This window comes from Myroides sp. N17-2 (assembly GCF_002286775.1).
In the GTDB taxonomy this organism is placed as follows: Bacteria; Bacteroidota; Bacteroidia; order Flavobacteriales; family Flavobacteriaceae; genus Flavobacterium.
Map to the genome: position 1 here is coordinate 1 of NZ_NSGJ01000056.1, position 20,990 is coordinate 20,990.

Genomic DNA, 20,990 nt, shown 5'->3' on the forward strand with positions numbered 1-20,990 from the left:
CGATAATTATAAGGCATTAGAGATTAACTCAACTCTTACAATAGGAAAAGCAGAGATAACAGGGGTAAGCTTCCCAAAAGTTATAGAGACTTATGATGGTAATGCTAAGACAGCATTAGTAATAGGGACACTTCCAGCAGGAGTAACAGCAGAGTATGCTGATAATGAGTATACTGATGCAGGAACGTATACCGCTAAGGTTGTATTAACAGGAGGAAAGAACTATGTTGACCTACCTTTAACAACAAGTATAACTATTGATAAGGCAATTATCACGGGGATAACTTATCCTTCAGTAACAACTACTTACGATGGGACAATACATCGAGTTTTAATTTTAGGAAGTATTCCTAGTGATGTAAGTGTATCTTACGAAGGAAATGAAGGTACTAATGCAGGGGATTATGAAGCTAAGGCTTTTTTAGTTGGAGGTAAAAATTATGAGGATTCTATCTTAAGTTCTACTTTAAAAATTAATAAAGCAGATATTATAGGAGTTAGTTTTGTTGATAAAGTAGTGATTTATAATGATCAAGAACAGTTCATAGAAATTACAGGAACGTTACCTTCAGGTACTACTATAGAATATGAACAATCTAAACAAACAGAGATAGGTGTTTATAATGCGATAGCTAGAATTAGTGGAGGCGTTAATTATAATGATTTAGTACTAGAAGCGAGATTTGAAATTAAAGAAGATCGTATACCTAGTAAAGAAGCTGAAATTCATGAATTTGTAATTAATGGAGTGACATATAAAAATCCTGATGAAGTTGTAGAACATATATTAGAACCTTCAAAAGAAGGAGATGAAGCTATAGTTAATATTTCATTGCTTACTGATTATTCTACTACGGATGTACCAACTATATTTACTGTTGATACACATAAACCTAATGTTTATTATCAATATGTGACAGTGACTTCAGAAGATGGTAAAGTGAGTAAAACGTATACAATTAAGTTGATTAAACCAATTGTAGAGAAGTTTGTTATTTTACAGAAGTTCCAAAATACATTAGCAGTTAATAATAATAGTGCTACGAATAGTGGATATAAATTTGTGAGTTATCAATGGTTTAGAAACGGTGTATTAGTTAGTACTAATCAAAGTTATTCTGTAGGGCAGTCCGAAAAAGATAAATTAAATCCGAATGATAATTATTATGCAATTTTAAGAGCATCAACGGGTGAAGAGATCTATACTACAAGAATAGAAATCTACGAACAAGGTAACCGAGAAGTTAAATTATACCCTAACCCAGTATCATCAAGTGATTTGACTACTAATGTTATGGTTGATTACAGTGCTGATCAGTTTAGTAATGGTAGAGTAGATATTTTAACTGTTGAAGGTAGATTTGTATATAGACAAGAGCTTTCTATTGGAGAGAATCGAATCGTATTCCCTAACCAAATGAACCAAGGAGTATATCTAGCAGTAATTGATATTAATGGAAGAAAACAAACAATCCGTTTTATAGTAAAGTAATATGAATAAGAAAATAATATATACAGGTATAGTAGCTCTACTGAGCTGCTATACTTCTCAAGCACAAGAATTAGGAGTGTTTACAAGTTCTCATTTTTCTAATACAATTAATAATCCTACAGGAAGTAAAGCTGTGGTAGGTAATGGATTTAATGTAGGTGTTAGTTATGGACAATATTTAAGTAAGAACTTTAGTATTCAGATTGAACCAAGTTATTCTCAGTATCACACACAGTCTAGGATAGATAACTTTAAAGGAAACTTAAGTACAGTAGATAGAGATAATGATGCTTTTATTCTTAGATATCAAGGAAGTAATCTGAAAGAGAAAGTAACAATGAAACAATTGAATATCCCTATTATGTTACAGTATGAAACAGCAGGCGAGTCAGTTCGTTTCTTTGTGAAGTCAGGGGTGTCTTATGGTTTACAATTAGAAGACGCAGTTTCTCGTACTAAGATGTCTTCTCTAAGAACGTCAGGTTATTATTCAGAATATGATGTGGAGTTATTTGAACCTTCTTTTGTTGGTTTTGGGAATTTTAATGGAGCAAGTCAAAAGAATGGATTGGAATTAAAGAATCGTTGGTCTTATGTAGCAGAGATAGGAGTAAAACAATTATTTAATGATAAGAGTTCAGTATATGTAGGAATGTATTTTGACATTGGATTAAATAACCTAACAAAGGATATAGCTAAAGATAATGGTGGAGCTACATCACTTGTAGGATATGATAGAGATTTAGATAATCCATTGTTGATCAACTCTACGTTAACGAGCAATACAGAGAAGATTACCTATAAGAACTATAATATAGGAGTGAAAGTGAAGTATTCATTTAACTTCAGTAAAACAAAGAAAAAAGGGCAGAGATTTACATCTACCCTTTAATCCAAAGGCTGTCAATCGACAGCCTTTTTTGGTTATAAAGTACAGAGATATTATCAGTATTGTGTACTTTCTGAATAAAAACAAATAAACAGAGGCAAGGAATATCTGTTTTTAGCGTTTACACTATATATAAAAGTGTTTACACGCTTATAAATAGTAAATGAGTTATGAAGATGAGCAACAAAGTATTTTATTATATCAGTATCTGTTTTTTGATTGGATGTGTTAGTGTATTTAGTCAAACGAAGAAAACGGCTAATCCACAAAATTGTAATACGCAATTAGCTAGTATTATTAAACACAGTGATTTTGAGTATCCTGACAAGAACTATTATGTGAGAATAGAAGATACTACAGGAGGGACAGTGATTATTAAAGCGTATGTAAGAAATAATCTATCAGATAATCCTAAGAAACCCCAAATGGTAGAGAGCGTAGTCTCGTGGTTTATCATACAACCTCAACACGATGGTATATACCAATCTATGAATGCTCTTGATCCAGAGGAACCAGATTTCCGAAAACTAAAGATTGATGAGAAAGCCTTCGGGACATTACTAAAATGTATTGAGAAGAATTATTAATAGAACAGCCTGCTATAAATGTATTATTAGCAGGCTGTTTTTTTTAGTTAATAAATGTAATTACAGCGTTATTGTTTTTAGCTGCTACACTGTATAGTTCACGTATTAAATTAATGTTGCCTGATAAGTACTCCCATACTTCTTCTTCATTTTCTTGTGTCCAAAAAGAGGGGTATATTTCTTCTTCTTCAAAAACTTGAGGATTAAATCTTTTTCTTAATTCCTCATTTGATAATTGAGTTAATAGATTGTGTATTTCCTTAACTTCATCAGTCGTGACAAAGCGAGCTGGTCCGTAACCAAGATCTTGATTCTCATCTAAGGTATGTGAGCCAAATATTGCTTTAGCTAATGGCTGATCTAAATATTCGTCAGAGGTATCACCTAATATGAAGGCAATAGCATCCCAGGATTTGTCTAAATCAATTAACGCATCATCTATACCGTTTTCGTCATACTCTTTGTAAATTCTTTTCTCTAATAATGAACTATCTTCTATATAGCTCTTTAACTCGACCTCGCTTACACGAAGTAAATTTCCAATCATTCCCATAGTATTTTTTTTAGTAAGTAAAAATGTTCTGAAGCACTTGTAGTATTCATAAAGATAAAACCATCAAAGTGTTCTCTTAGTTTCACATTTTCAATAGTCATATACTTTGTTTGTTCTTCTTGAGTCATTCTTTTATATCCTATCCAGTTCATCTTTTTAGGAGTATCGAATACACTTGTAGGGACATTTCTAAAATCAACAAAGTAATTCTTCTCAGGGTACTGTTCCATTTGTTGTTCTAGAGAATTGTCTAATACTTGAGGCAATTCATAAGAAGTATACTTACTTATCTTTACATCTATATTATCTGTCATAGCACTATACGTACCATTAGCTGTAAAAGTTCCCAATGAGTAAAACATAGTACCATACTGTTTTTTGATATACTCTCCCATAGGGTCTAGTAGAGATTGTGTAAGACCGATATGTCCGTTATGAGCGATGATTATCATCTTTTTATCCAGTAAAGATTGTGTTCTCATCGCTGTTTCAGCCATTGCATAGTCACGGGTATAGTCTCCATTTCTTTGACCTACTTCATATAACATTCTAAATCCTAGTTCCAAATTATATAGAGCAATCTGTGCGTCAGTAGAGAGTTGCTTCGTATATTTAGGTGTCATCTCTTTCGTTAATTGATAAGCTTCTGTACCTACTTTGATTAAGTTGTCATAGTCTGGTGTAAAAGTCGAATCATTGGATTTACTCCAGCTGAAGTCAATGACTTTAGCAGCATCAGATAACTTTAAGCAGTTCTCATAATACGTTTTATTGCGCGTTAGGTCTTTTTCTCCTTGTAAGATTGATACACTATTAGTAAGAAAGTTAGTATCTATCCCTGTTAGGATGACTTTATCTTTTGTCTTTTTATTATATTCTCTAATCCATAAGAATAAGTTCTTTATCTCTTTTGTTTGCCATACAGATACTAAGTTTTCTTTCATCGCTTGTCCTAAACCCCCATTGGAGTTGATGTCCTTATTAAGCATGTAGGTATCTCCATAGGCATTCTCAAAAGTGATAATTCTAAAGTTGTGCTTAGTCACTAAGTCTTTAATTAGTTCTACTCTTAGGTCATTAAATTCTTTAGTTCCGTGTGTACCTTCTCCTAAAGCTACTATTGTTTGATCTTTTAGCGCATTAACGATAGGAGTTAATCCTGTGTATTGATTAGTACTCTTATTATAAGTGAATGGCGTAACTTCATTGTTTTGCGCTACACTTGTCAGCGATGTCAATATAAATAAGCTTACTAGTGTTTTTTTAAGTGTCATAATTTATAAGGTAGTTAAGGATTAAAGATATTGATTTTAGATCAAAAGTATTCCTAGTTTTTATTCAACTTACTATCTTCAGTGATGCACTAAGACTGTGCCCAATAAAACTCACAGTTGTCAAAGTTTAAACGCTGTAAATCTTCTTCGCTTATCAATACACTAAATACACCATCATCATTAAACTCATTTTCTCCTACTTGCCATAGTACGATTTTATCAGAGTCAATAAACTCTTCTATTTCTTCTTTTCCTAATTGGCAATGTGTGAATATCCCAAATATTTTAGACGTACGTACGTCAGAGAAGTAATCCCAATACATTCCACCATCATCTATATCATCTTCTTCATACTCGTCCTCAGGTTCTCTATAACGCTCAGAGAATAATTCTATATCTGCCTTTATCTGATCAATTAGTACTCCATAGAAGAAGTTATTGTCATGTTCTACTATATGTCTTACTAGTTCTGTATTAGGAACATTAGCATAGATTACTTTACCCGTATCAGTCATAATATTTACAAAGAATATTAGCTGCCCTGTTTTAGGAAGTAACCCTGTTTTATCAAATGGAGAGAATAACGCCAAGTCTATTTGTCCTGCATAGTATAACCCTTCAGGATGTTCTACTCCTATAGGTAAATCTATTATAGGGCCTCCATAACGTGAATGACCTAGTGGGATATCTATCTCTGTATGTAGTACGTCAGGCTCTTTCATCCAACTCTGTCTGCCTAAATACGCAGGGAAATACTGACGTTTATCAGCATAAAATTTTATAATGTCAAAAGGTTTATCGTACATTGTGTTATTCTTTTAAAGAAGGACAAGATATTAAAAATTAGACTATCTAAGATGAGCCAGAATAATCTAAAAACAAAGAATAAGTGGAGGAGTGTATTACTGTATTTGATACTGTTTATGGTTATCTCTATTGGTCAGACTTATGTGTCTATGTATAGGTTTAGTAATAATATATCAGGTGATCTAAAGACAGGATACTTAGAGGGAATAATAGAAGGAGCACTTGTATGTAGTGTGCTTTATCTACCATTTGTCATCTTTATTACCCGAATTAAATCATTTAGGACACAGGTAATCATCCATAGTATTATCGTTGTTTTATTGTTATTAATCCAGTCACATTCTGTATTCGTAGACAGAGAAGCAGGGTGGAGCACATACACTTTTAGTGAATCAGTAAGGTATACAGTGAGGTATAGTTTCTTACCTGTTCTAGTATCTGTGTTGGTTTTTTGTGTAGGTTCTAGATTTATTTATAATAGAATCCTTGCTAATAAATAAACCACTCTCACTTTGTCCTAATTAGGAGTAATAATTAGTCTCTATTCAATCTCTATCTCGTTAAAAACGTATATATTTGTTAAAATAGTTAATGTTTTTTATATACTTAGTTTTTTTAAGTTAAATGAGTTTGTTTGAGCGATTTGTTATTCTTGTCTTGTTTATTAGTGTGAGTAGTACTTACGCCTATAGAGATATGGTATCTAATAGCGCAGCATCTACTCATTTGCCTTCTAGTGATCTACAGCGAAGTATAGCATTAATTATGCGACAAGCTGATTTGACCAGTTATTATCAATATGTCGACTTAGACAATGTTACCCTTAAAGGTAGCCCACTTGCCACTCCTGGCTTTGTCTATGTTATCCCATTTCAGACTTCTTCTAAATCAGATTGGAATATTTGTTTAGCGATATTAAATGACAGCGGAGAAATTCTTCTCTCTGGTGTAGCGATGAACGCGTGGAAGCATAGTAAAGACATAAGTTATTATCCTGTTATTGAGTTTGACCAGCCCTTTATTTACAGTAAAGCAGTAGAATTAAGCATTGGAGTAGATGTATTGGTAACAGGGGAAATCAATAATACAGAGGTGATCTCTCATCAGCGTTTATTATTTGTACCTAATAAGGAACGAACGAAGCTAAATAAGATACTTCAGTTTGAATATAATACTGTTTTAAAGAGAGATGATATTAGGGGAGATAATTATGCTTTTAGCGTGAATAATGTAGATAAACTAGTCATAGAGGGAATAGCTACTGGGCGGTTTCAAAATATAACTATTGAACGAGAACGCAATACGAGTATTAGTCTATTACCTCTGCTTAAACAGAAATGTACACCTACTTCTAAGACAGCTACTTCTTTTCTAATTAAAGAACAAAGTGAAGCTCCCTTTTCTACATCCTATTTTATGCAGCGTTTTGCGGAAGAATATGTATATAATGAAGAGGAGGAGAGTTATAAAAAGGTATCAACAAGCCCCATTACTAATATTATGGGATTATATGAGAAGTGTGTATTGCCTACTAAGTAATAGTGTAGGAACTAATATGATCTCTATTTGTATCTAAATCAATTGAGATGTTTGTGATTTTTGTTAAATATTATGTGTATTTTAGTGTGTCGTAAGAGTTTAGCTAATTATATATAATACGCATTTTATCCCCTTACTACTTAATAACTCATATTTATGCAAAAGAAAGGCATTCTTTATTCCCTGATTCTACCCACTATTATAGCTGTATTGTTTATACTCATAGCCTATGTAACTATCTCTAAAGTATCCCGTACTGATTTTTCGACCATTCAGATTCGCCAGGATAAGTTTATTACTTTTATGACTAAGGAGGATGCACTGTTACTTAATAAGATGCTGTACCAACTTGATCTAGGAGAAAGAGGACCTGATATAGTAGAGTGTACTATAAGTGGTATACCTTACGATTCTACTCCTGAGGGGGCTATTTATTCACAGGAAGTATATGCCCTATTGCTAAAATCAGAAGATAAGAGTAAGACAGATGTCTATGATATGTTAGTAGTAGTATGGGATATTGGCAATCAAAAAGTCATTGCATCTTCATTAGAAAAATCTGTTCTTAAAACAGATATAATTGAAGTAGAAAATACAAGCATTCAAATTACTCCTAAAAATAAGGCAGGTGACACTACCCCTTTGTCTTTTGTGTTAGACTATACATTTAAGGAGTTTAAGGATGACTATGTCCTTAGCCGCTCTAAACACTCATTTGTTTATTTAGTAGATACAGATAAAGTTAATAGGGTACTGATATTACCAGATGAATTAATAGAATTTACTGAGCATAGCACTGAGTGTGCCTATTATAAACTAAGTATCATCACTGATATTAAGTACAGCCCATCGGCATCTTCTAAATATAGCGACATTACAGTTAGTAGAAAGTTAACTCGTCTTGAGAGTACACTTGATATGATTTATTATGGAAAGGGGACAACTGCGCTTTATGAAGATAATACCCGTACCAAGGAGATTATGATAAACAGCAACTATCAAAGCAATTTTAACTGTAAAGAATGTCCTACTACTGCAGTGACGCATACTACTAAATATACTTATATAGATGGTAAGTATACTAGTGATGATGCGCAATCGTGGAATCGACTACTAGAAGAAAATAAAGAGACGAAGTGTAACCTTAATGAAGGTGTAGATGTTATTATAGCGCAGTTAAAGTTAGACCGCAAGGATGTATATATGGATCTATTCGAGTCGTATCTGAATTTTAAGAAGAAGGATGAGACCCTATATGTTATCCCTGTTAGAACGCATATTACCTCTGTTCCTAATAGCAGACCTCACGATATATTTTATATGGTACTCTATGATAAAGAGAATGCGAATATTATAGACTATACGGTGATCAGACCTGCGTTTTCGTTAGCAAATGCTTCAGATAAAGTATTAGATAGGGTAGTGATTAAGTCTCTTAAAGAAGAGGATGTCACAGATAGTGATAAAGTATTTATGATGAGATTCTTCTATTTCTCTGCTAAAGGCATGGTACCTAATACTTATGATGTATTCGAGACTGCTTATGCCTATAATGAGCAAAGTAAGCTCGCACAGTATTTGCCTTTTAAGCTATTAGCCCAGAGAAGATACGAGAAACAAGATAGTGGCAACTTTAGCGTGCTCACTAAGAAAATCTCTTCTATGGAATTTGAAGACAATAGTGTTATCTATAACTACTATGATGAAAGAGAGGAATATGATAAGACTGACGAGTTCGTAAGAAGTATGGGGGATCAAAAATATTATAACGACACGATTAAGTTTTCGAAGAGATAGAGTGAATTGAGTAATTGAAGTTAACTTTTATAGATCTAAAAAACAATTAATTGGTCATAATACAAAAATGCCTCTGTCTAGGAGGCATTCTAATAGGCTATATCAGTTGTGTTCTGTCTAAGAAGTACTTTCCATACCTTGGGGACTTCTTATTAAGGGCTTAAGCAATTAATGCACTGCTTATAAGCTAATTTACTATTTATCTAGAAGGTAAACTTCTAAAGGAGGCAAATGTATCATATTTTAAACGTTTAAAATGGTACTTATAAGACTTTGAATAGAACTTATGAGACATTTTTAAGTAAATAGTAATGTTAATTTGTTATTATTTAGCTTTAAATTTGTATTATTATGTTAATAAACTTGTGTATTAACTAATACTACTTAGTAGAATGAAGTTTTTTGACACTTATCTTGTGGAAACTTAGGTAATATAATTTAGTATTAGTGTAAAAGGTGATAATTCAATTAGTTGTATAAAAACAATGAGTATTACTTGTTGTTTCAAAGGAAGCCCTTTGTGGTGATATGCATTAGTTTGCTTACTTAATCTTAGTAAGATAGATAAGAGCCTTGTATTCTCTATCTGTCGCCTTAGGGTTTATCATTTCTAAAACAGTACTTTTTTGAGTTAGGGAGTTGATTTTTAGAGGTATTTCTATATCAGTCCTTTTTAGCAGAAGGTAACTATTCTTTAGATACCATTTGTGTTGATCAGATATCCCTTGTTCATTTATTAAACTATTTTCGATTACCGTTATTTTATTTTGAGGAGATAACCTTATGATTGTCTCTTTATTTGATGTAGTTATAGTGTTCTTTAGTGAGTTGTTCACATCATATGATTCCACTTTCTCTAATTTCCACTCTCCTAATAATGCTTGTTCTGTGATAGGTATAGGAGGAAATACATTCGGTTGTACCTGAACGAATCCCATTATAATTGTTAATAATAACGGAAGTAGGAATACTATTTTTTTCATTGTCTATTTATCTTAGTCTGCTAAAGGTATGATTAATACTAGTGTATTGGTTCGTAGAGAAGTAAGTTTTGCTAATATCTAAATAAGTAGTGAATGTTAAATGTGAATGCTGTATAATAAAACCAGTTTTTTTATGAATTACAAACCATTTATTATTGTACATTTCCGATTATTTAATGGTTAGATTTAAGAAGAACATATAACCGTAAGTCTATCTCATAATTACCCTATAGACATCCCCTTATGCATTATACCCCCAAATATATTATTACCTTACTTTTAGTATTCATTTCCTCAGTAACTTTAGCACACAAGGGCAGTAAACCCTATCTAGCCAAAGAACAAAAGGAGATTATAGGCAAGTGGGCTTTTGAGAGAATCATCTATGATACAGATAATCATATCATAGCAGGAACTCCTCTAAAAAATAACAATCTTAAAGATCCGCTATCTTATTATATATTCAGTAAGGACGGAAAGTATGAGCAAGTCTACTATAAAGAGAATATTAAAACTCAGAAGAATAAAGTAGTACAGCAAGGCAAATGGGAATTATGTGAGGAAGTTCGTGGAGGTAATCCATCTGATATGATGATGTACTTAGTGTTTAGAACTAATAATGATAGTTTCGATGGGGTACACGAAGTTGTATTCGTGAGTCCTAATGAACTTATAAGTGAAACAAGCATTTCACCAGGTTCCACAGACTCCTTTAAAGCTAGTAAAACAGTAATGCGAATGATTCGCATTAAATAAAGAATACATCTCAGCATCTACTATTAAATGCCGAGATGTTATTGTAAAGATAAGTTAGTTTACTCCTTAAGTATTTCTTCTTTAGCTCGGTTTAATGTCAGAGGATAATGATAGCTACTAGTGCTATTAATAGATTTCTCTGTAGACACCCACACACTCCAGAAGTGGATAGTTCCTGTTTCCCATTCTTCAGGTAATTCGAAATGAGTATATTTATCAGTGCGTTTAGCGATATTCTTAACTGTATGAAATTCGTTTAATTCATCGTGAAACGCGATAATTGTCAACTGGTCGTTAGCATTAGTAAGTGCGTTAATCAGTGTATCATCCCATCTCACCTTCACTTTATAATCTTTTAGAAAGTTGATTTTCTGAATAGCGGCAGGAGTTAGTACTCCTATTGATAGTATGACTCTCTCAGGTAAGATATGCACCATATTCTCTTTTATCTCTAGCCCATTAGTCATCATCTCAGAGCGAAGTTGATCATATCCTACTTTTATTTTGTTAGTTGTTGTCACTACAGGATAATGTGCATTAACGAAACCCTTAATACTCTTTAGAAACTTGACTGTTATAGTTAGTTTACTGCGTTGTAGTATTTGAGCTTCAGTTGCAGGTTTCGTACTATTATCAGATAAGGATCTAATAATCTTCTTTCCTCTGTAGGTATACCCTACTACAGTACCTACTTTTCCTTGTACTCCTCCTAGAATACCGTCTTTAATTTCAGCCATAATTTTTGTTTTTTATTTGTTAATTAATCTAATATTAGTTGTTTGTTAAGTAATAGGTTTTAAAAAAACAGCAAGAGAAAGTGAAGAATAGAATGTGTGATTTTAGAATTTCTTTTCTTCAGTACCTTTTCTATTCCTCTTCAAGAATCCTTCAACAAAACCACCCTAAAGTAGCACAATCTTGAGGAGGTGTTGAAGAAGTGTTAAAGAGGTGCGTTATATCATTGATGACTACTACTCTTGCGAAATGTTTTGGTTTTTGTGTGGAATGTATGTATTGATATTAATGTATTGATTTGTGGCAATTTATGTTTTTTAAAGCCTGTAGAAAATAGGGTGTAGCTGTTTTTATGACACTAGTAAAAAAGCTCTTAGAATAACGGAAATAATAAAATTATTCCTCCTTAACGTGTATTATGGGGTGGTGTTGTTTTTTTGGTGTGAATGGATGAGAGGTAGGTAATAGATATATCGTACCTTTGCGTTGATAAATATGATTTAGAACAGGATACGAGATGATAAATTACCAAGAGATAAGAAAGCGATTAAGACCTATGCAGGATGTAGTGTTCTATATCCCACTGTCAGAAGATGAAGTAGTAGAATTAGAAAAAGTAATAGGTTTTGACTTCCCAGACTATTACCGTGAGTTCTTGTTGCACTTCGGTTTTCAACAAGATTTTGTACCGGGCTTATTTACTAGTAAGGAAGAATTTATAGAACAGAATGGCTACCTTAAAGAATCAATGGCTGATTATCTAATGATCGGTGATAATGGAGGGGAAGACTTCTGGGTGTTACGTACTGAGAAAGTCCGCAGTCAGCGTGTGTTTAATTGGATCGGTGATACAGTAGAGAAGACAGACTTTAACTTCGAGGATTTGATCGACTACGCTCTAGAGCAATTAGAGGATTTTGATATAGAGTTTTTAAATAACGCAGACAAGAGTTGGTGTGTACAGTTCGCTATCACCACTACTGACGAGGCATCGTTATATAGCACGCTTCCTTTAGTAGCCGATGGTGAGTGGAAATCGTTAGGAAAGAGTGATGCTGGTGTAGATGAGTCTATCCGAGACATTAAGCTTAATAATCAGCCGATGTCACTACGCCGTCTTAACTATGACGAATGGAGTGCTCCGACGTATTTTATAGATTATAAAGAGAGTATCGATAGCGTGATGAGACACGGACTTATCAAACAATGGACTGCTATCTTAAAAGATAAATACCCTGAGTTTGATTTGATCGATTACGGGATACTACCAACAGATTTTGAAATGGAATAATATATGAAAGCACCAGAAGGTGCTTTTTTTTATGGGGTAACTCAAGAAAGTGAGGGGTTTAGAATATTTAATTTGATGAAAAGTATAAAAGTGGTAGCTTTAAAAACAGAAAATAATTACAATAAAAAAGTTGTTTTATGCAAACAGGAATATACGAGAGTTTAATCACTGAATCTTTACAAAAGAGATTAGGTGCTTTAGCGTCTCACTATTATATAGAGGACAAACAATTAGATTTAGAAGAGGCAACGTTCTATCTGTGTAAACACTTTTCTTTTGCCCTTTCTAAAGCTTTTGATGTCATTAAAAGGGTGAAAAAAGAAGAACAGGTATCTTATCAGATAGAAGTGATTAATAAACTGATAACTTATCTACATCAAGAGATAGAAGCGTACAACTTCGTTACTGATATATTAGATGCACAAGGTCGTATATTGACAGGTGTATTAGATAAATTAGAATGTGATTATAAGGATGTTTCTGTTCATCTAAAAGAGATAATGCCTACGTCAAGACTTACTCAGAGTGATTTATTTACTGGTGGTAATTTAGGTCTATCTTTAGATAGTGAATTAAGAAAAGAGATTATGTCATCTGATAGGGTTGATTTGTTAGTATCATTTATTAAGTGGAAAGCGATAGTATTATTACGTCCTGCTTTAGAGGCTTTTACTGCTAAAGGAGGGAAGCTACGTGTGTTGACAACTACTTATATGGGGGCAACGGATGCAAAAGCTATAGAAGAGTTATCTAAGTTGCCCAATACGGAAGTTAAGGTTTCTTATAATATTGGTAATGAACGGTTACATGCTAAAGCGTACTTGTTTTATCGAAATACGGGGTTCCATACTGCGTATATAGGCTCGTCTAATTTCTCAAGATCTGCATTAACAGATGGACTTGAATGGAACGTTAAAGTAACTACTCAAGAAATACCACAGGTAATCAATAAGTTTCAAAAAACATTTGAGACTTACTGGAATAGTGAAGAGTTTGAGAGATATACTACTTCTGATGATTATGAGAAGATTTCAGGTGCTTTAAAGCAAAGTAAAATAGGACGTAGTGATACGAGTGAAATAATAACATTTTTTGATATTAAACCCTATTATTATCAAAAAGAAATATTAGAAAAGCTGAAGGTTGAGCGTCAGATTCATACCTCGTTCAAAAACTTGGTAGTGGCTGCCACTGGTACAGGTAAGACGATGATAGCGGCTTTTGATTTTAAGGAATATTTAAAGAGTAATCCTAATGCAAAGATGTTATTCATTGCTCATCGCATTGATATATTAAAACAAGCAAGAGTTAAGTTTAGACAAGTATTACGCAATCAGAATTTTGGAGAGTTGTTAGGCGATGGCTATGAAGTAGTGAATAAGAGTTATGTCTTTGCCACTATCCAAACCTTATATAATGAGATACAGAGAGGAGGGGGAGCTTCTGCAGATTATTATGATTATATTGTTTTTGATGAGGTACATCACGCTAAAGCATCTACTTATCAGGCTGTTCTTAATTATTTTAAGAGTACTATACTCTTAGGACTGACTGCTACTCCAGAACGTATGGATGGTGGTAATATTTTAGAAGATTTTAATTACAGAGTTGCTGCAGAAATACGATTACCCGATGCACTAAATAACAAGTTACTATGCCCATTTCAGTACTTTGCTATTTCAGATAGTATTGATTTAACGGATGTAACTTGGCGACAAGGGAAATATGACTCAGGTCAATTGACAAGGATGTATACGTCGAATGATATACGTGTAGGTGAAATATTGAATAATATTGAGAAATATACTAAGGGTATCGAGGAAGTTACAGCTTTAGGATTCTGTAGTAGTAAGGAACATGCAGAGTTCATGAATAGAAAATTTCAAGAGAGACAACTTAAATCGGAGATATTAACTGCTGACCAAACGAATAAAAGGGAGGAATTAATAGGAAAGTTAAGAAGGAAAGAAATTAACTATCTATTCGTTGTAGATATATTTAATGAAGGTATAGATGTGCCAGAGATAGATACAGTTCTATTTTTACGACCAACAGAGAGTTTAACAATATTCTTACAACAATTAGGAAGAGGGCTGAGGTTAGATGAAAATAAAGAAGTATTTACAGTACTAGATTTTGTAGGTAATGCTCGTTCAGAGTATGATTTTGAACAAAAGTTTAGAGCATTAATTGGGAAGACTAATACAACTGTTTTAGACGAGGTAGAACATGATTTTCCACACTTGCCCTTAGGGTGCTCAATCGTGTTAGAGAAACAAGCGAAAGAGTATATATTGAACAACATTAAACAAGCTATTGATTTAAACAAGCGTAGTTTAATACAACGTATAAGACAGTTTGGTCAGGATACAGAACAGCAGTTGACAGTACAGAGCTTCTGTGAGTTTTATCGTATAAACTTACAAGTATTGTATAAAAATAGCTCTTTTACTTTATTAAAAGAAGAAGCTTTAGGACAAGATTATCATCTAAATAAAGAGTTAATAAAGCGTTATACTTCAATGTTTAGTAATAAATGGGTAGTCACTGAATCATATACTTACTTTAAGTTTATATTAGAATTGATAGAGAATAACTTTGATTTAACAAAACTTTGCGGTGATAAAACAGAACTTGAGTTGTTTGCTCTAATGTTACACTATGATTTTTGGCAACGAGTTACTTCTGAACAAACTTTACAAGAATCATTATATATAATAGGAAGTGATAAGGTGATGGTTGAAGAAATGAAAGAGTTTATTCAGTATAAGATAGAGTTATTGACTTTCGAAGAAACAGAATGTATAGGGTTGCCTTATACATTGCCTTTGAGAATGCATGCAAGATATACTAGAGAGCAGATATTAGTAGCTTTTCAGTTAAGTACATTGGATAAACAGTCGCCTAATAGAGAAGGAGTGGCAGAGAATAAGACATTAAATACAGAACTTTTATTTATCAATCTTCAAAAATCAGAAGAAGACTTTTCACCAACAACAATGTATGATGATTATGCGATAAATGAAGTGTTGTTTCACTGGCAATCACAGAATCAAACAAGTGAGGAATCACCTAAAGGGCTTTCATATATTTATCACAAGAAGAGCGATAAAAAGATTGCATTGTTTGTAAGGGAAACGAAGAAGAATGAGTATGGAAAAACACAGGGGTATGTATTCTTAGGATATGCCGATTTTATTAGTCACGAAGGTTCAAAACCAATGTCTATTACTTGGCAGTTAGAAGAACCTGTGCCTAATTATATGTGGAAAGAGGTTTTAAAAATGAGAGTAGGGTAAAACTTTGGAACACTCTTTGTGACTTATTAACTAGTTAATTTTAAATTGATTGGTTATGAATATAGAAGTTAATTTACACCCGAACTATAGAGTTTTTGCTATGTCTCCTGTAGAGGTAATAGAAGAGTTATTGACTTGGTCAAGGGATGAGATGATTGCTTGGCTATGTTGGATTGATCCTTTAGGTATTTATACGGATAAAGAGATGATAGTTGAATATGGTGATATTCTGTGGAGAAATCAAGCTGTGGAATTGATATTGTATAAAATAGAAGCGATGGGAGAGGAGTGAGGCTTTTCAAATAATCTGAGTGTAAGTGGAATTATGCAAATTAGTTGTTTCTAGGGATATTTATTCTTTGTAATAATTTCTACATTTACGCAAAATAATAGAAAGTATGAAGAAAGCATTAATGCTTATTTGTTTAGTAGCTGGAATGGTAGGTTGTAAACAGGATAAGGCAACTGAGGGTGAAACTAATGAAACAGCTAAAACTGAGGTAGGGGTAACTCTTCCTAAAAGTGAGAAAGTGGATCAACTGTTAAGTGAGATGCTTGTTCCGATGGAGATCTCTGAAGCTGGTGCTAAGGAAGTAACGGATAAGTATGGTATTGACTTTAACGGTACTTGTTATGCATGCGATGTAGCTGAAATAATTATAGATGGAGAGATGATTAATCTGATGAATGCCTGTGATGTACAAACTCAGATCTCTTATAAAATAACTAAAATAGAAGAAAAGGATAAGACTATAACGGTACATACTCCACTAAATGAGTTTATATTCGAGAGAGTGGATGAATATCCAATGTATCAATTGACAGTTAAAGGTCAAGCTATAGATAAAGAGCACTTCAGAACAGCAGGTTTCTATACGCTTAAGAGTAAGTTAGAGACGTTCACAGTACACGACTGTGGAGAGTTCGAAGGATAGTCGTTAGTTTACAGTTGTCGGTTTACAGTTGACGGTGTTAGATTGCCTGAATAAGATATAAAAAAAGTCGAAGTAATTGCTTCGACTTTTTTAGTTATTTGGTTTTTGGGTTAATGATGATGACGGCTACTAGGATAATCATTACTCCTAGCCACTGTATGGGATCTACTGATTCTCCTAAGATTAATACTGCTGAGGTGATAGAGACTGGAATCTCTAGACTAGCAATGATATTCCCCATAGAGACTCCTACTTTAGGTATTCCCATAGTAAAGAATATAGGTGCGATAACTGTTCCGAAGAGTGCGATTAACATTCCCCAAGGTATGGCTCTTAGTTCAAAAGTTTCTATTATATGTACATTCCAAAAGATACAGATTAGCAGTAACCCACCTAGTACGAGATATTGACTTCTAGTAATACTTGGTAAGTGTGTCTCTACTGTGCTTGATGCTAATAGAGAAAAGGCATAGGTTAGACCTGCTCCGAATCCGTATAATAAACCTATAGGGTTTAAGACAAGGTCAGCGTGAAGTAGATTAGTCGCTAACACCGTTCCGATTAAAACAATAAGTACCCCGACAATTTTACTCCAAGACGGTAAACGTCTTTTGATTATAGCTTCTAAAAGTAGGCTGATCCAAATGGATTGCATTAAGAGGATAATACCTACTGACACGGGGATATACTGTATAGATAAATAATATAGAGTAGTAGTCAGACCTAGTGTTGTTCCCCATATTATTAACCTTATCTTTGATTTGGTAGTAACGACAGTCTTTTCTTTAGTTCTTTTGGACTGGATGAACTTGACTAATGTCAATGCTAAGAAACCAATAAAGAACTGTAAGAATGTAAGGGTACTGCTGTGTATACCTTGTTCATTTGCATACTTAACTATCGTTGCTAATAGCCCGTAACTACAAGCCCCTATGACTACGTAGAGTATTGCTTTATAATTTGTCATACGTAAAGTAGTTTTCGAATAGGCTTAATTGATTACTTAGAGATTTGCTCCAATAAGATGGAGTGTGATCTCCGGGGGTTTCTATATATAGATGATATACGTTACGAGAAGTAAGTCGCTGATGAAAGTCTCTATTCATTTCGATCATTTGATCATCTTCTGTACCACAGTCTAGGATTAGCATCTGGTGTGAAGAGGCGATAAGATCTATTTTATTGAACGTAAAATAAGATTGGTCTAAAGACTCAAGGCTTCCTAAGACTTGGTCTACTTGATATCCTTTATACCCTGTGCCAAAGCGGTTAAAATCTAAAGCACCACAGCTACTACCGATGATAGAGAAGGTATCAGGATAGTGTGTGCCTATGTTAATAGCTCCGTGACCTCCCATACTCCAACCTAGTATTCCTCTACTGTTTTTGTCTTTAATCGTAGGATAATGTGCGTCGATATAGGTTACAAGTTCTTCTCCAATAAAAGTTTGGTATTGAGAGTCTAGTTTTAGCGGACTATCAACATACCAACTGTTGTAATTTCCATTGGCAAGGATATAGATAGTGTTGTTCTCTATTGCTTTTTGTTGAAGATTAGGAATATCTTGTTGATAGGTACGCGTAGGATTGCCAGTATAGCCGTGTAGGATATATACACTTTTATACGTTTTGCCTTTCTCTACGATAGGCGTGATAATAACAGTTTCAATCTCTTTCTTCATCTTCGCACTATAGATATTCTCTTTTTTGAGTTGTTGTGCTTGACTACTAATAGAAGTGATTAGTAAGAATAGGGCCGATAATATTGTTGTTTTCATCTTCTTTGTTGTTTAATTTAACCATACAAAGGTGCTGCTCTAAAAGATGAAAAACATTTACATATGTTGATGAAAGCGACATTAGTTTGTCGTATGGATTAGTGACCTAACTCTTTTCGGATACGACTAAGTTGGGTAGGGGTGACACCTAGATAAGAAGCTATCTGATGTTGTTTAAGACGGTGATATAGTTTTTGGTTTTCGTATAGTTTAATATAACGCTGCTTGGCTGTTTCTGATTTGAGGTTGATTTCTAAGGGTTCTTTCTTCACTACCCAATTCTTCTCTAGGTAATTAATCTGAAATAAGGCTAAGTCGTGATATTGCTGTACTAACTCTCTGAACTCTTTAGCGGGATATACGATAAGTGAAGTGTCTTCTAAGGCAACAATACTAAAATCACTTGGTTTGTTCTCTATAATAGCTGATGTAGAGGCTACGAAAGCTTGTTCTTCAAAGAATATTTTATAGATCATATTCCCTGATTTGTCTAAGCTATAGTATCCTAATAGTCCTTCCTGTATATAGTAATAGTACCTCGCTAGCTCACCTGCTTTAAGAATGACCTCATTCTTCTTAAAGTGTACCGTTTTGCAGATACGCAATAAGGCTTGCTGCGTTTCTTCAGAGATGGGATAGTAAGCGTTGATTTGCTGTAGGAAGTGTTGCATTATATAAGGAGATTAAGGATATGCAATTTAATGTTTTTTAGACTATTGAGAAGTGTGTTGATTTTGTTTCATATATTTGATTTAAATGATTACACTTCTGAGTTACTTAATAGGCATACGTTTTAGAAAGTTTATTTCTAAGGGAGATTATGTGGCTATGTCTTTAATCATAGGACTTTATCTAGGCATCGCCTTAGTGTGTTATCTCAACTATGAATTAGCTAGAGGGCTTTACTACATCGTATTTGTAGATGCGATACTTTATCATCTAGGTAGAACCGATATAGAGCTATTAAAGGTATATAAACATTATCGCATAGTGCTGTGGTTAGAATATATGATCTACAGTAGCCCTTTTTTGGCTGTACTAGCATTAAAGAGAGAGTTTATCGGTCTGTCATTAGTAATAGCACTCTATTACTTGTTATCCTATATCCCAAAGAAGCAATCAACAGTAATTAAGTACCCATTCTCCTTAGTCAATCCCTTTTGGCATATTAGTTTTAGGAAGTATAAGTTGCTTTGGATAATGCCTATAGTGATCTTATTTAGTGTAATGGGGATTAAACACAACAATGGAAATCTTGTGATAGCAAGTTTTGTGCTTGTGGGTATAATAGCAAGTATTGCGACATTTGAAAGAGAGCGAATTATTGAAATAAAGACTAGTACATTATCTGCAAAGGAATATATAGAAAAGCAAGTCAAGACAGAGATGTTGAATACTCTGATATTGATACTTCCTGTGCTTGTGTTAGTTAATGTATTGTCATTTGATTGGAATTATGTGTTCTTAGGAAGTTTGGTTTTAGCAATCCCTATGTGTAATACAATCCTTAAGTATGCATTCTATGAGAGTGAATTTAAACAACAATTGTTTATAGTTGGTTGTTTCTTAGGACTAGGGCTTCCATTGTTAGTTATACCTTTTTTATATAAACGAGCTATCCGTCAATTAAATCAGATTAAAGATGTTGAAAGTACATATTAAAGAAAAGCGATACGGCAACCAAGTAGTTTTAGAAGATGTCAAGCTTCATATCACTACTCCTGGAATATATGGGGTAATGGGGAAAAATGGTCAGGGCAAAACTACAATGTTTAAGTGTATGCTCGGATTAGAGAAGTATACAGGATCGAGTACATTAAACGACAAGATTATATCTATGCAAGATGTAGGATGGTGTGGAGCAGAGCCTGCTGTATATGATGAGTTAACTGCTGGAGAATTTTATAAATTCTATCAACACCTGATTCAACAAAAGGTAGAAGGACAACAGTTGTTATTTGATTTGCCATCTGATAAATTGATTAAGGAGTTTTCTACAGGTATGAAGAAGAAAGTATATCTAAATGCTGTACTTCAGAAAGAGTACACTATGTATATCTTAGACGAACCGTTTAACGGATTAGATATAGAGTCCAACTATTATTTGATGAAGTATTTAGTGCATTTATCTGAGCATAGTATAATCTTTATATCTTCTCATATTGTAGATGTCTTATATAAACACTGTAAGGCTATTTATATGATAAAAGACAAGGGAATTACTTTATATTCGCAAGAGGAGTTTGAAAAAATAGAAGAAGCCTTTTTTAATTAA

General features: G+C 33.5%; 22 protein-coding genes. 14 read left to right on the plus strand and 8 right to left on the minus strand.

Annotated elements, in window-relative coordinates; translation table 11 throughout:
* The 3 genes from CF599_RS17005 to CF599_RS17015 all read left to right on the plus strand — a co-directional run.
* Positions 1–1,492, plus strand: a 1,492-nt coding sequence (locus CF599_RS17005) for a T9SS type A sorting domain-containing protein (protein WP_143824829.1), incomplete at its 5' end; no start/stop codon positions are given.
* A 1-nt stretch (position 1,493) separates the two neighbouring features.
* Positions 1,494–2,384, plus strand: a complete 891-nt coding sequence (locus tag CF599_RS17010) for an outer membrane beta-barrel protein (RefSeq protein ID WP_121967157.1) — start codon at positions 1,494–1,496, stop codon at positions 2,382–2,384.
* A gap of 173 nt (positions 2,385–2,557) precedes the next feature.
* Positions 2,558–2,968, plus strand: coding sequence for a hypothetical protein (locus CF599_RS17015; protein ID WP_254050352.1), 411 nt, complete (start codon positions 2,558–2,560; stop codon positions 2,966–2,968).
* A gap of 43 nt (positions 2,969–3,011) precedes the next feature.
* On the opposite strand, the gene CF599_RS17020 is transcribed toward CF599_RS17015, so the two are convergent.
* The 3 genes from CF599_RS17020 to CF599_RS17030 form a co-directional block, all read right to left on the minus strand.
* Positions 3,012–3,515 (minus strand): YfbM family protein, encoded by a 504-nt coding sequence (locus CF599_RS17020; RefSeq protein WP_254050353.1) that lies wholly within the window; start codon positions 3,513–3,515, stop codon positions 3,012–3,014.
* The gene (locus CF599_RS17025; RefSeq protein WP_121967160.1) at positions 3,512–4,795 is read right to left on the minus strand and encodes an erythromycin esterase family protein; all 1,284 of its coding nucleotides are present in this window, start codon (positions 4,793–4,795) and stop codon (positions 3,512–3,514) included. Before CF599_RS17025 ends, CF599_RS17020 begins: the two co-directional genes overlap by 4 nt.
* An 89-nt stretch (positions 4,796–4,884) precedes the next feature.
* Positions 4,885–5,601, minus strand: coding sequence for a DUF1963 domain-containing protein (locus tag CF599_RS17030; RefSeq protein ID WP_121967161.1), 717 nt, complete (start codon positions 5,599–5,601; stop codon positions 4,885–4,887).
* Positions 5,602–5,652: 51 nt separating this feature from the next.
* Here CF599_RS17030 and CF599_RS17035 point away from each other — a divergent pair, with 51 nt between their 5' ends.
* From CF599_RS17035 to CF599_RS17045, 3 genes are all read left to right on the plus strand, one after another.
* The gene (locus tag CF599_RS17035) at positions 5,653–6,102 is read left to right on the plus strand and encodes a hypothetical protein (protein WP_143824830.1); all 450 of its coding nucleotides are present in this window, start codon (positions 5,653–5,655) and stop codon (positions 6,100–6,102) included.
* Between the two features lie 124 nt (positions 6,103–6,226).
* A complete protein-coding gene (locus tag CF599_RS17040) occupies positions 6,227–7,141 on the plus strand; it encodes a hypothetical protein (protein ID WP_121967163.1) in 915 nt (304 codons plus the stop codon).
* 156 nt (positions 7,142–7,297) lie between these two features.
* Positions 7,298–8,938, plus strand: a complete 1,641-nt coding sequence (locus CF599_RS17045) for a hypothetical protein (protein ID WP_143824831.1) — start codon at positions 7,298–7,300, stop codon at positions 8,936–8,938.
* 542 nt (positions 8,939–9,480) lie between these two features.
* Here CF599_RS17045 and CF599_RS17050 read toward each other — a convergent pair.
* The gene (locus tag CF599_RS17050; RefSeq protein ID WP_121967165.1) at positions 9,481–9,921 is read right to left on the minus strand and encodes a hypothetical protein; all 441 of its coding nucleotides are present in this window, start codon (positions 9,919–9,921) and stop codon (positions 9,481–9,483) included.
* A gap of 243 nt (positions 9,922–10,164) precedes the next feature.
* Between CF599_RS17050 and CF599_RS17055 the strand changes: the two genes are divergently transcribed.
* The gene (locus CF599_RS17055) at positions 10,165–10,677 is read left to right on the plus strand and encodes a hypothetical protein (RefSeq protein ID WP_121967166.1); all 513 of its coding nucleotides are present in this window, start codon (positions 10,165–10,167) and stop codon (positions 10,675–10,677) included.
* A gap of 59 nt (positions 10,678–10,736) precedes the next feature.
* Here CF599_RS17055 and CF599_RS17060 read toward each other — a convergent pair whose 3' ends face one another.
* The gene (locus tag CF599_RS17060) at positions 10,737–11,414 is read right to left on the minus strand and encodes a DUF6266 family protein (protein ID WP_121967167.1); all 678 of its coding nucleotides are present in this window, start codon (positions 11,412–11,414) and stop codon (positions 10,737–10,739) included.
* Between the two features lie 515 nt (positions 11,415–11,929).
* On the opposite strand from CF599_RS17060, the gene CF599_RS17065 reads away from it, so the two are divergent.
* From CF599_RS17065 to CF599_RS17080, 5 genes are all read left to right on the plus strand, one after another.
* Positions 11,930–12,703, plus strand: a complete 774-nt coding sequence (locus CF599_RS17065; protein ID WP_121967168.1) for an SMI1/KNR4 family protein — start codon at positions 11,930–11,932, stop codon at positions 12,701–12,703.
* Positions 12,704–12,706: 3 nt separating this feature from the next.
* The gene (locus CF599_RS19575) at positions 12,707–12,868 is read left to right on the plus strand and encodes a hypothetical protein (RefSeq protein ID WP_158221794.1); all 162 of its coding nucleotides are present in this window, start codon (positions 12,707–12,709) and stop codon (positions 12,866–12,868) included.
* Positions 12,841–16,002 (plus strand): DUF3427 domain-containing protein, encoded by a 3,162-nt coding sequence (locus CF599_RS17070; protein WP_121967169.1) that lies wholly within the window; start codon positions 12,841–12,843, stop codon positions 16,000–16,002. The genes CF599_RS19575 and CF599_RS17070 overlap by 28 nt, the downstream gene beginning before the upstream one ends.
* Positions 16,003–16,057: 55 nt before the next feature.
* Positions 16,058–16,294 carry a hypothetical protein gene (locus tag CF599_RS17075; protein ID WP_121967170.1) on the plus strand — a complete coding sequence of 79 codons (237 nt, stop codon included), beginning with the start codon at positions 16,058–16,060 and terminating at the stop codon, positions 16,292–16,294.
* A gap of 106 nt (positions 16,295–16,400) precedes the next feature.
* Entirely contained in the window at positions 16,401–16,937 is a 537-nt protein-coding gene (locus CF599_RS17080; RefSeq protein ID WP_121967171.1) for a hypothetical protein, read from the plus strand.
* Positions 16,938–17,031: 94 nt separating this feature from the next.
* Here the strand turns inward: CF599_RS17080 and CF599_RS17085 are convergent, their stop codons facing one another.
* The 3 genes from CF599_RS17085 to CF599_RS17095 all read right to left on the minus strand — a co-directional run bounded on the left by CF599_RS17085 (position 17,032) and on the right by CF599_RS17095 (position 19,386).
* Entirely contained in the window at positions 17,032–17,904 is an 873-nt protein-coding gene (locus tag CF599_RS17085; protein WP_121967172.1) for a DMT family transporter, read from the minus strand.
* Entirely contained in the window at positions 17,891–18,715 is an 825-nt protein-coding gene (locus CF599_RS17090; protein WP_121967173.1) for an alpha/beta hydrolase family protein, read from the minus strand. The genes CF599_RS17085 and CF599_RS17090 overlap by 14 nt, the downstream gene beginning before the upstream one ends.
* Before the next feature lie 98 nt (positions 18,716–18,813).
* Positions 18,814–19,386 carry a Crp/Fnr family transcriptional regulator gene (locus CF599_RS17095; protein WP_121967174.1) on the minus strand — a complete coding sequence of 191 codons (573 nt, stop codon included), beginning with the start codon at positions 19,384–19,386 and terminating at the stop codon, positions 18,814–18,816.
* An 85-nt stretch (positions 19,387–19,471) separates the two neighbouring features.
* Here CF599_RS17095 and CF599_RS17100 point away from each other — a divergent pair, with 85 nt between their 5' ends.
* Positions 19,472–20,377 carry a hypothetical protein gene (locus CF599_RS17100; RefSeq protein ID WP_121967175.1) on the plus strand — a complete coding sequence of 302 codons (906 nt, stop codon included), beginning with the start codon at positions 19,472–19,474 and terminating at the stop codon, positions 20,375–20,377.
* Entirely contained in the window at positions 20,358–20,990 is a 633-nt protein-coding gene (locus CF599_RS17105) for an ATP-binding cassette domain-containing protein (RefSeq protein WP_121967176.1), read from the plus strand. Before CF599_RS17100 ends, CF599_RS17105 begins: the two co-directional genes overlap by 20 nt.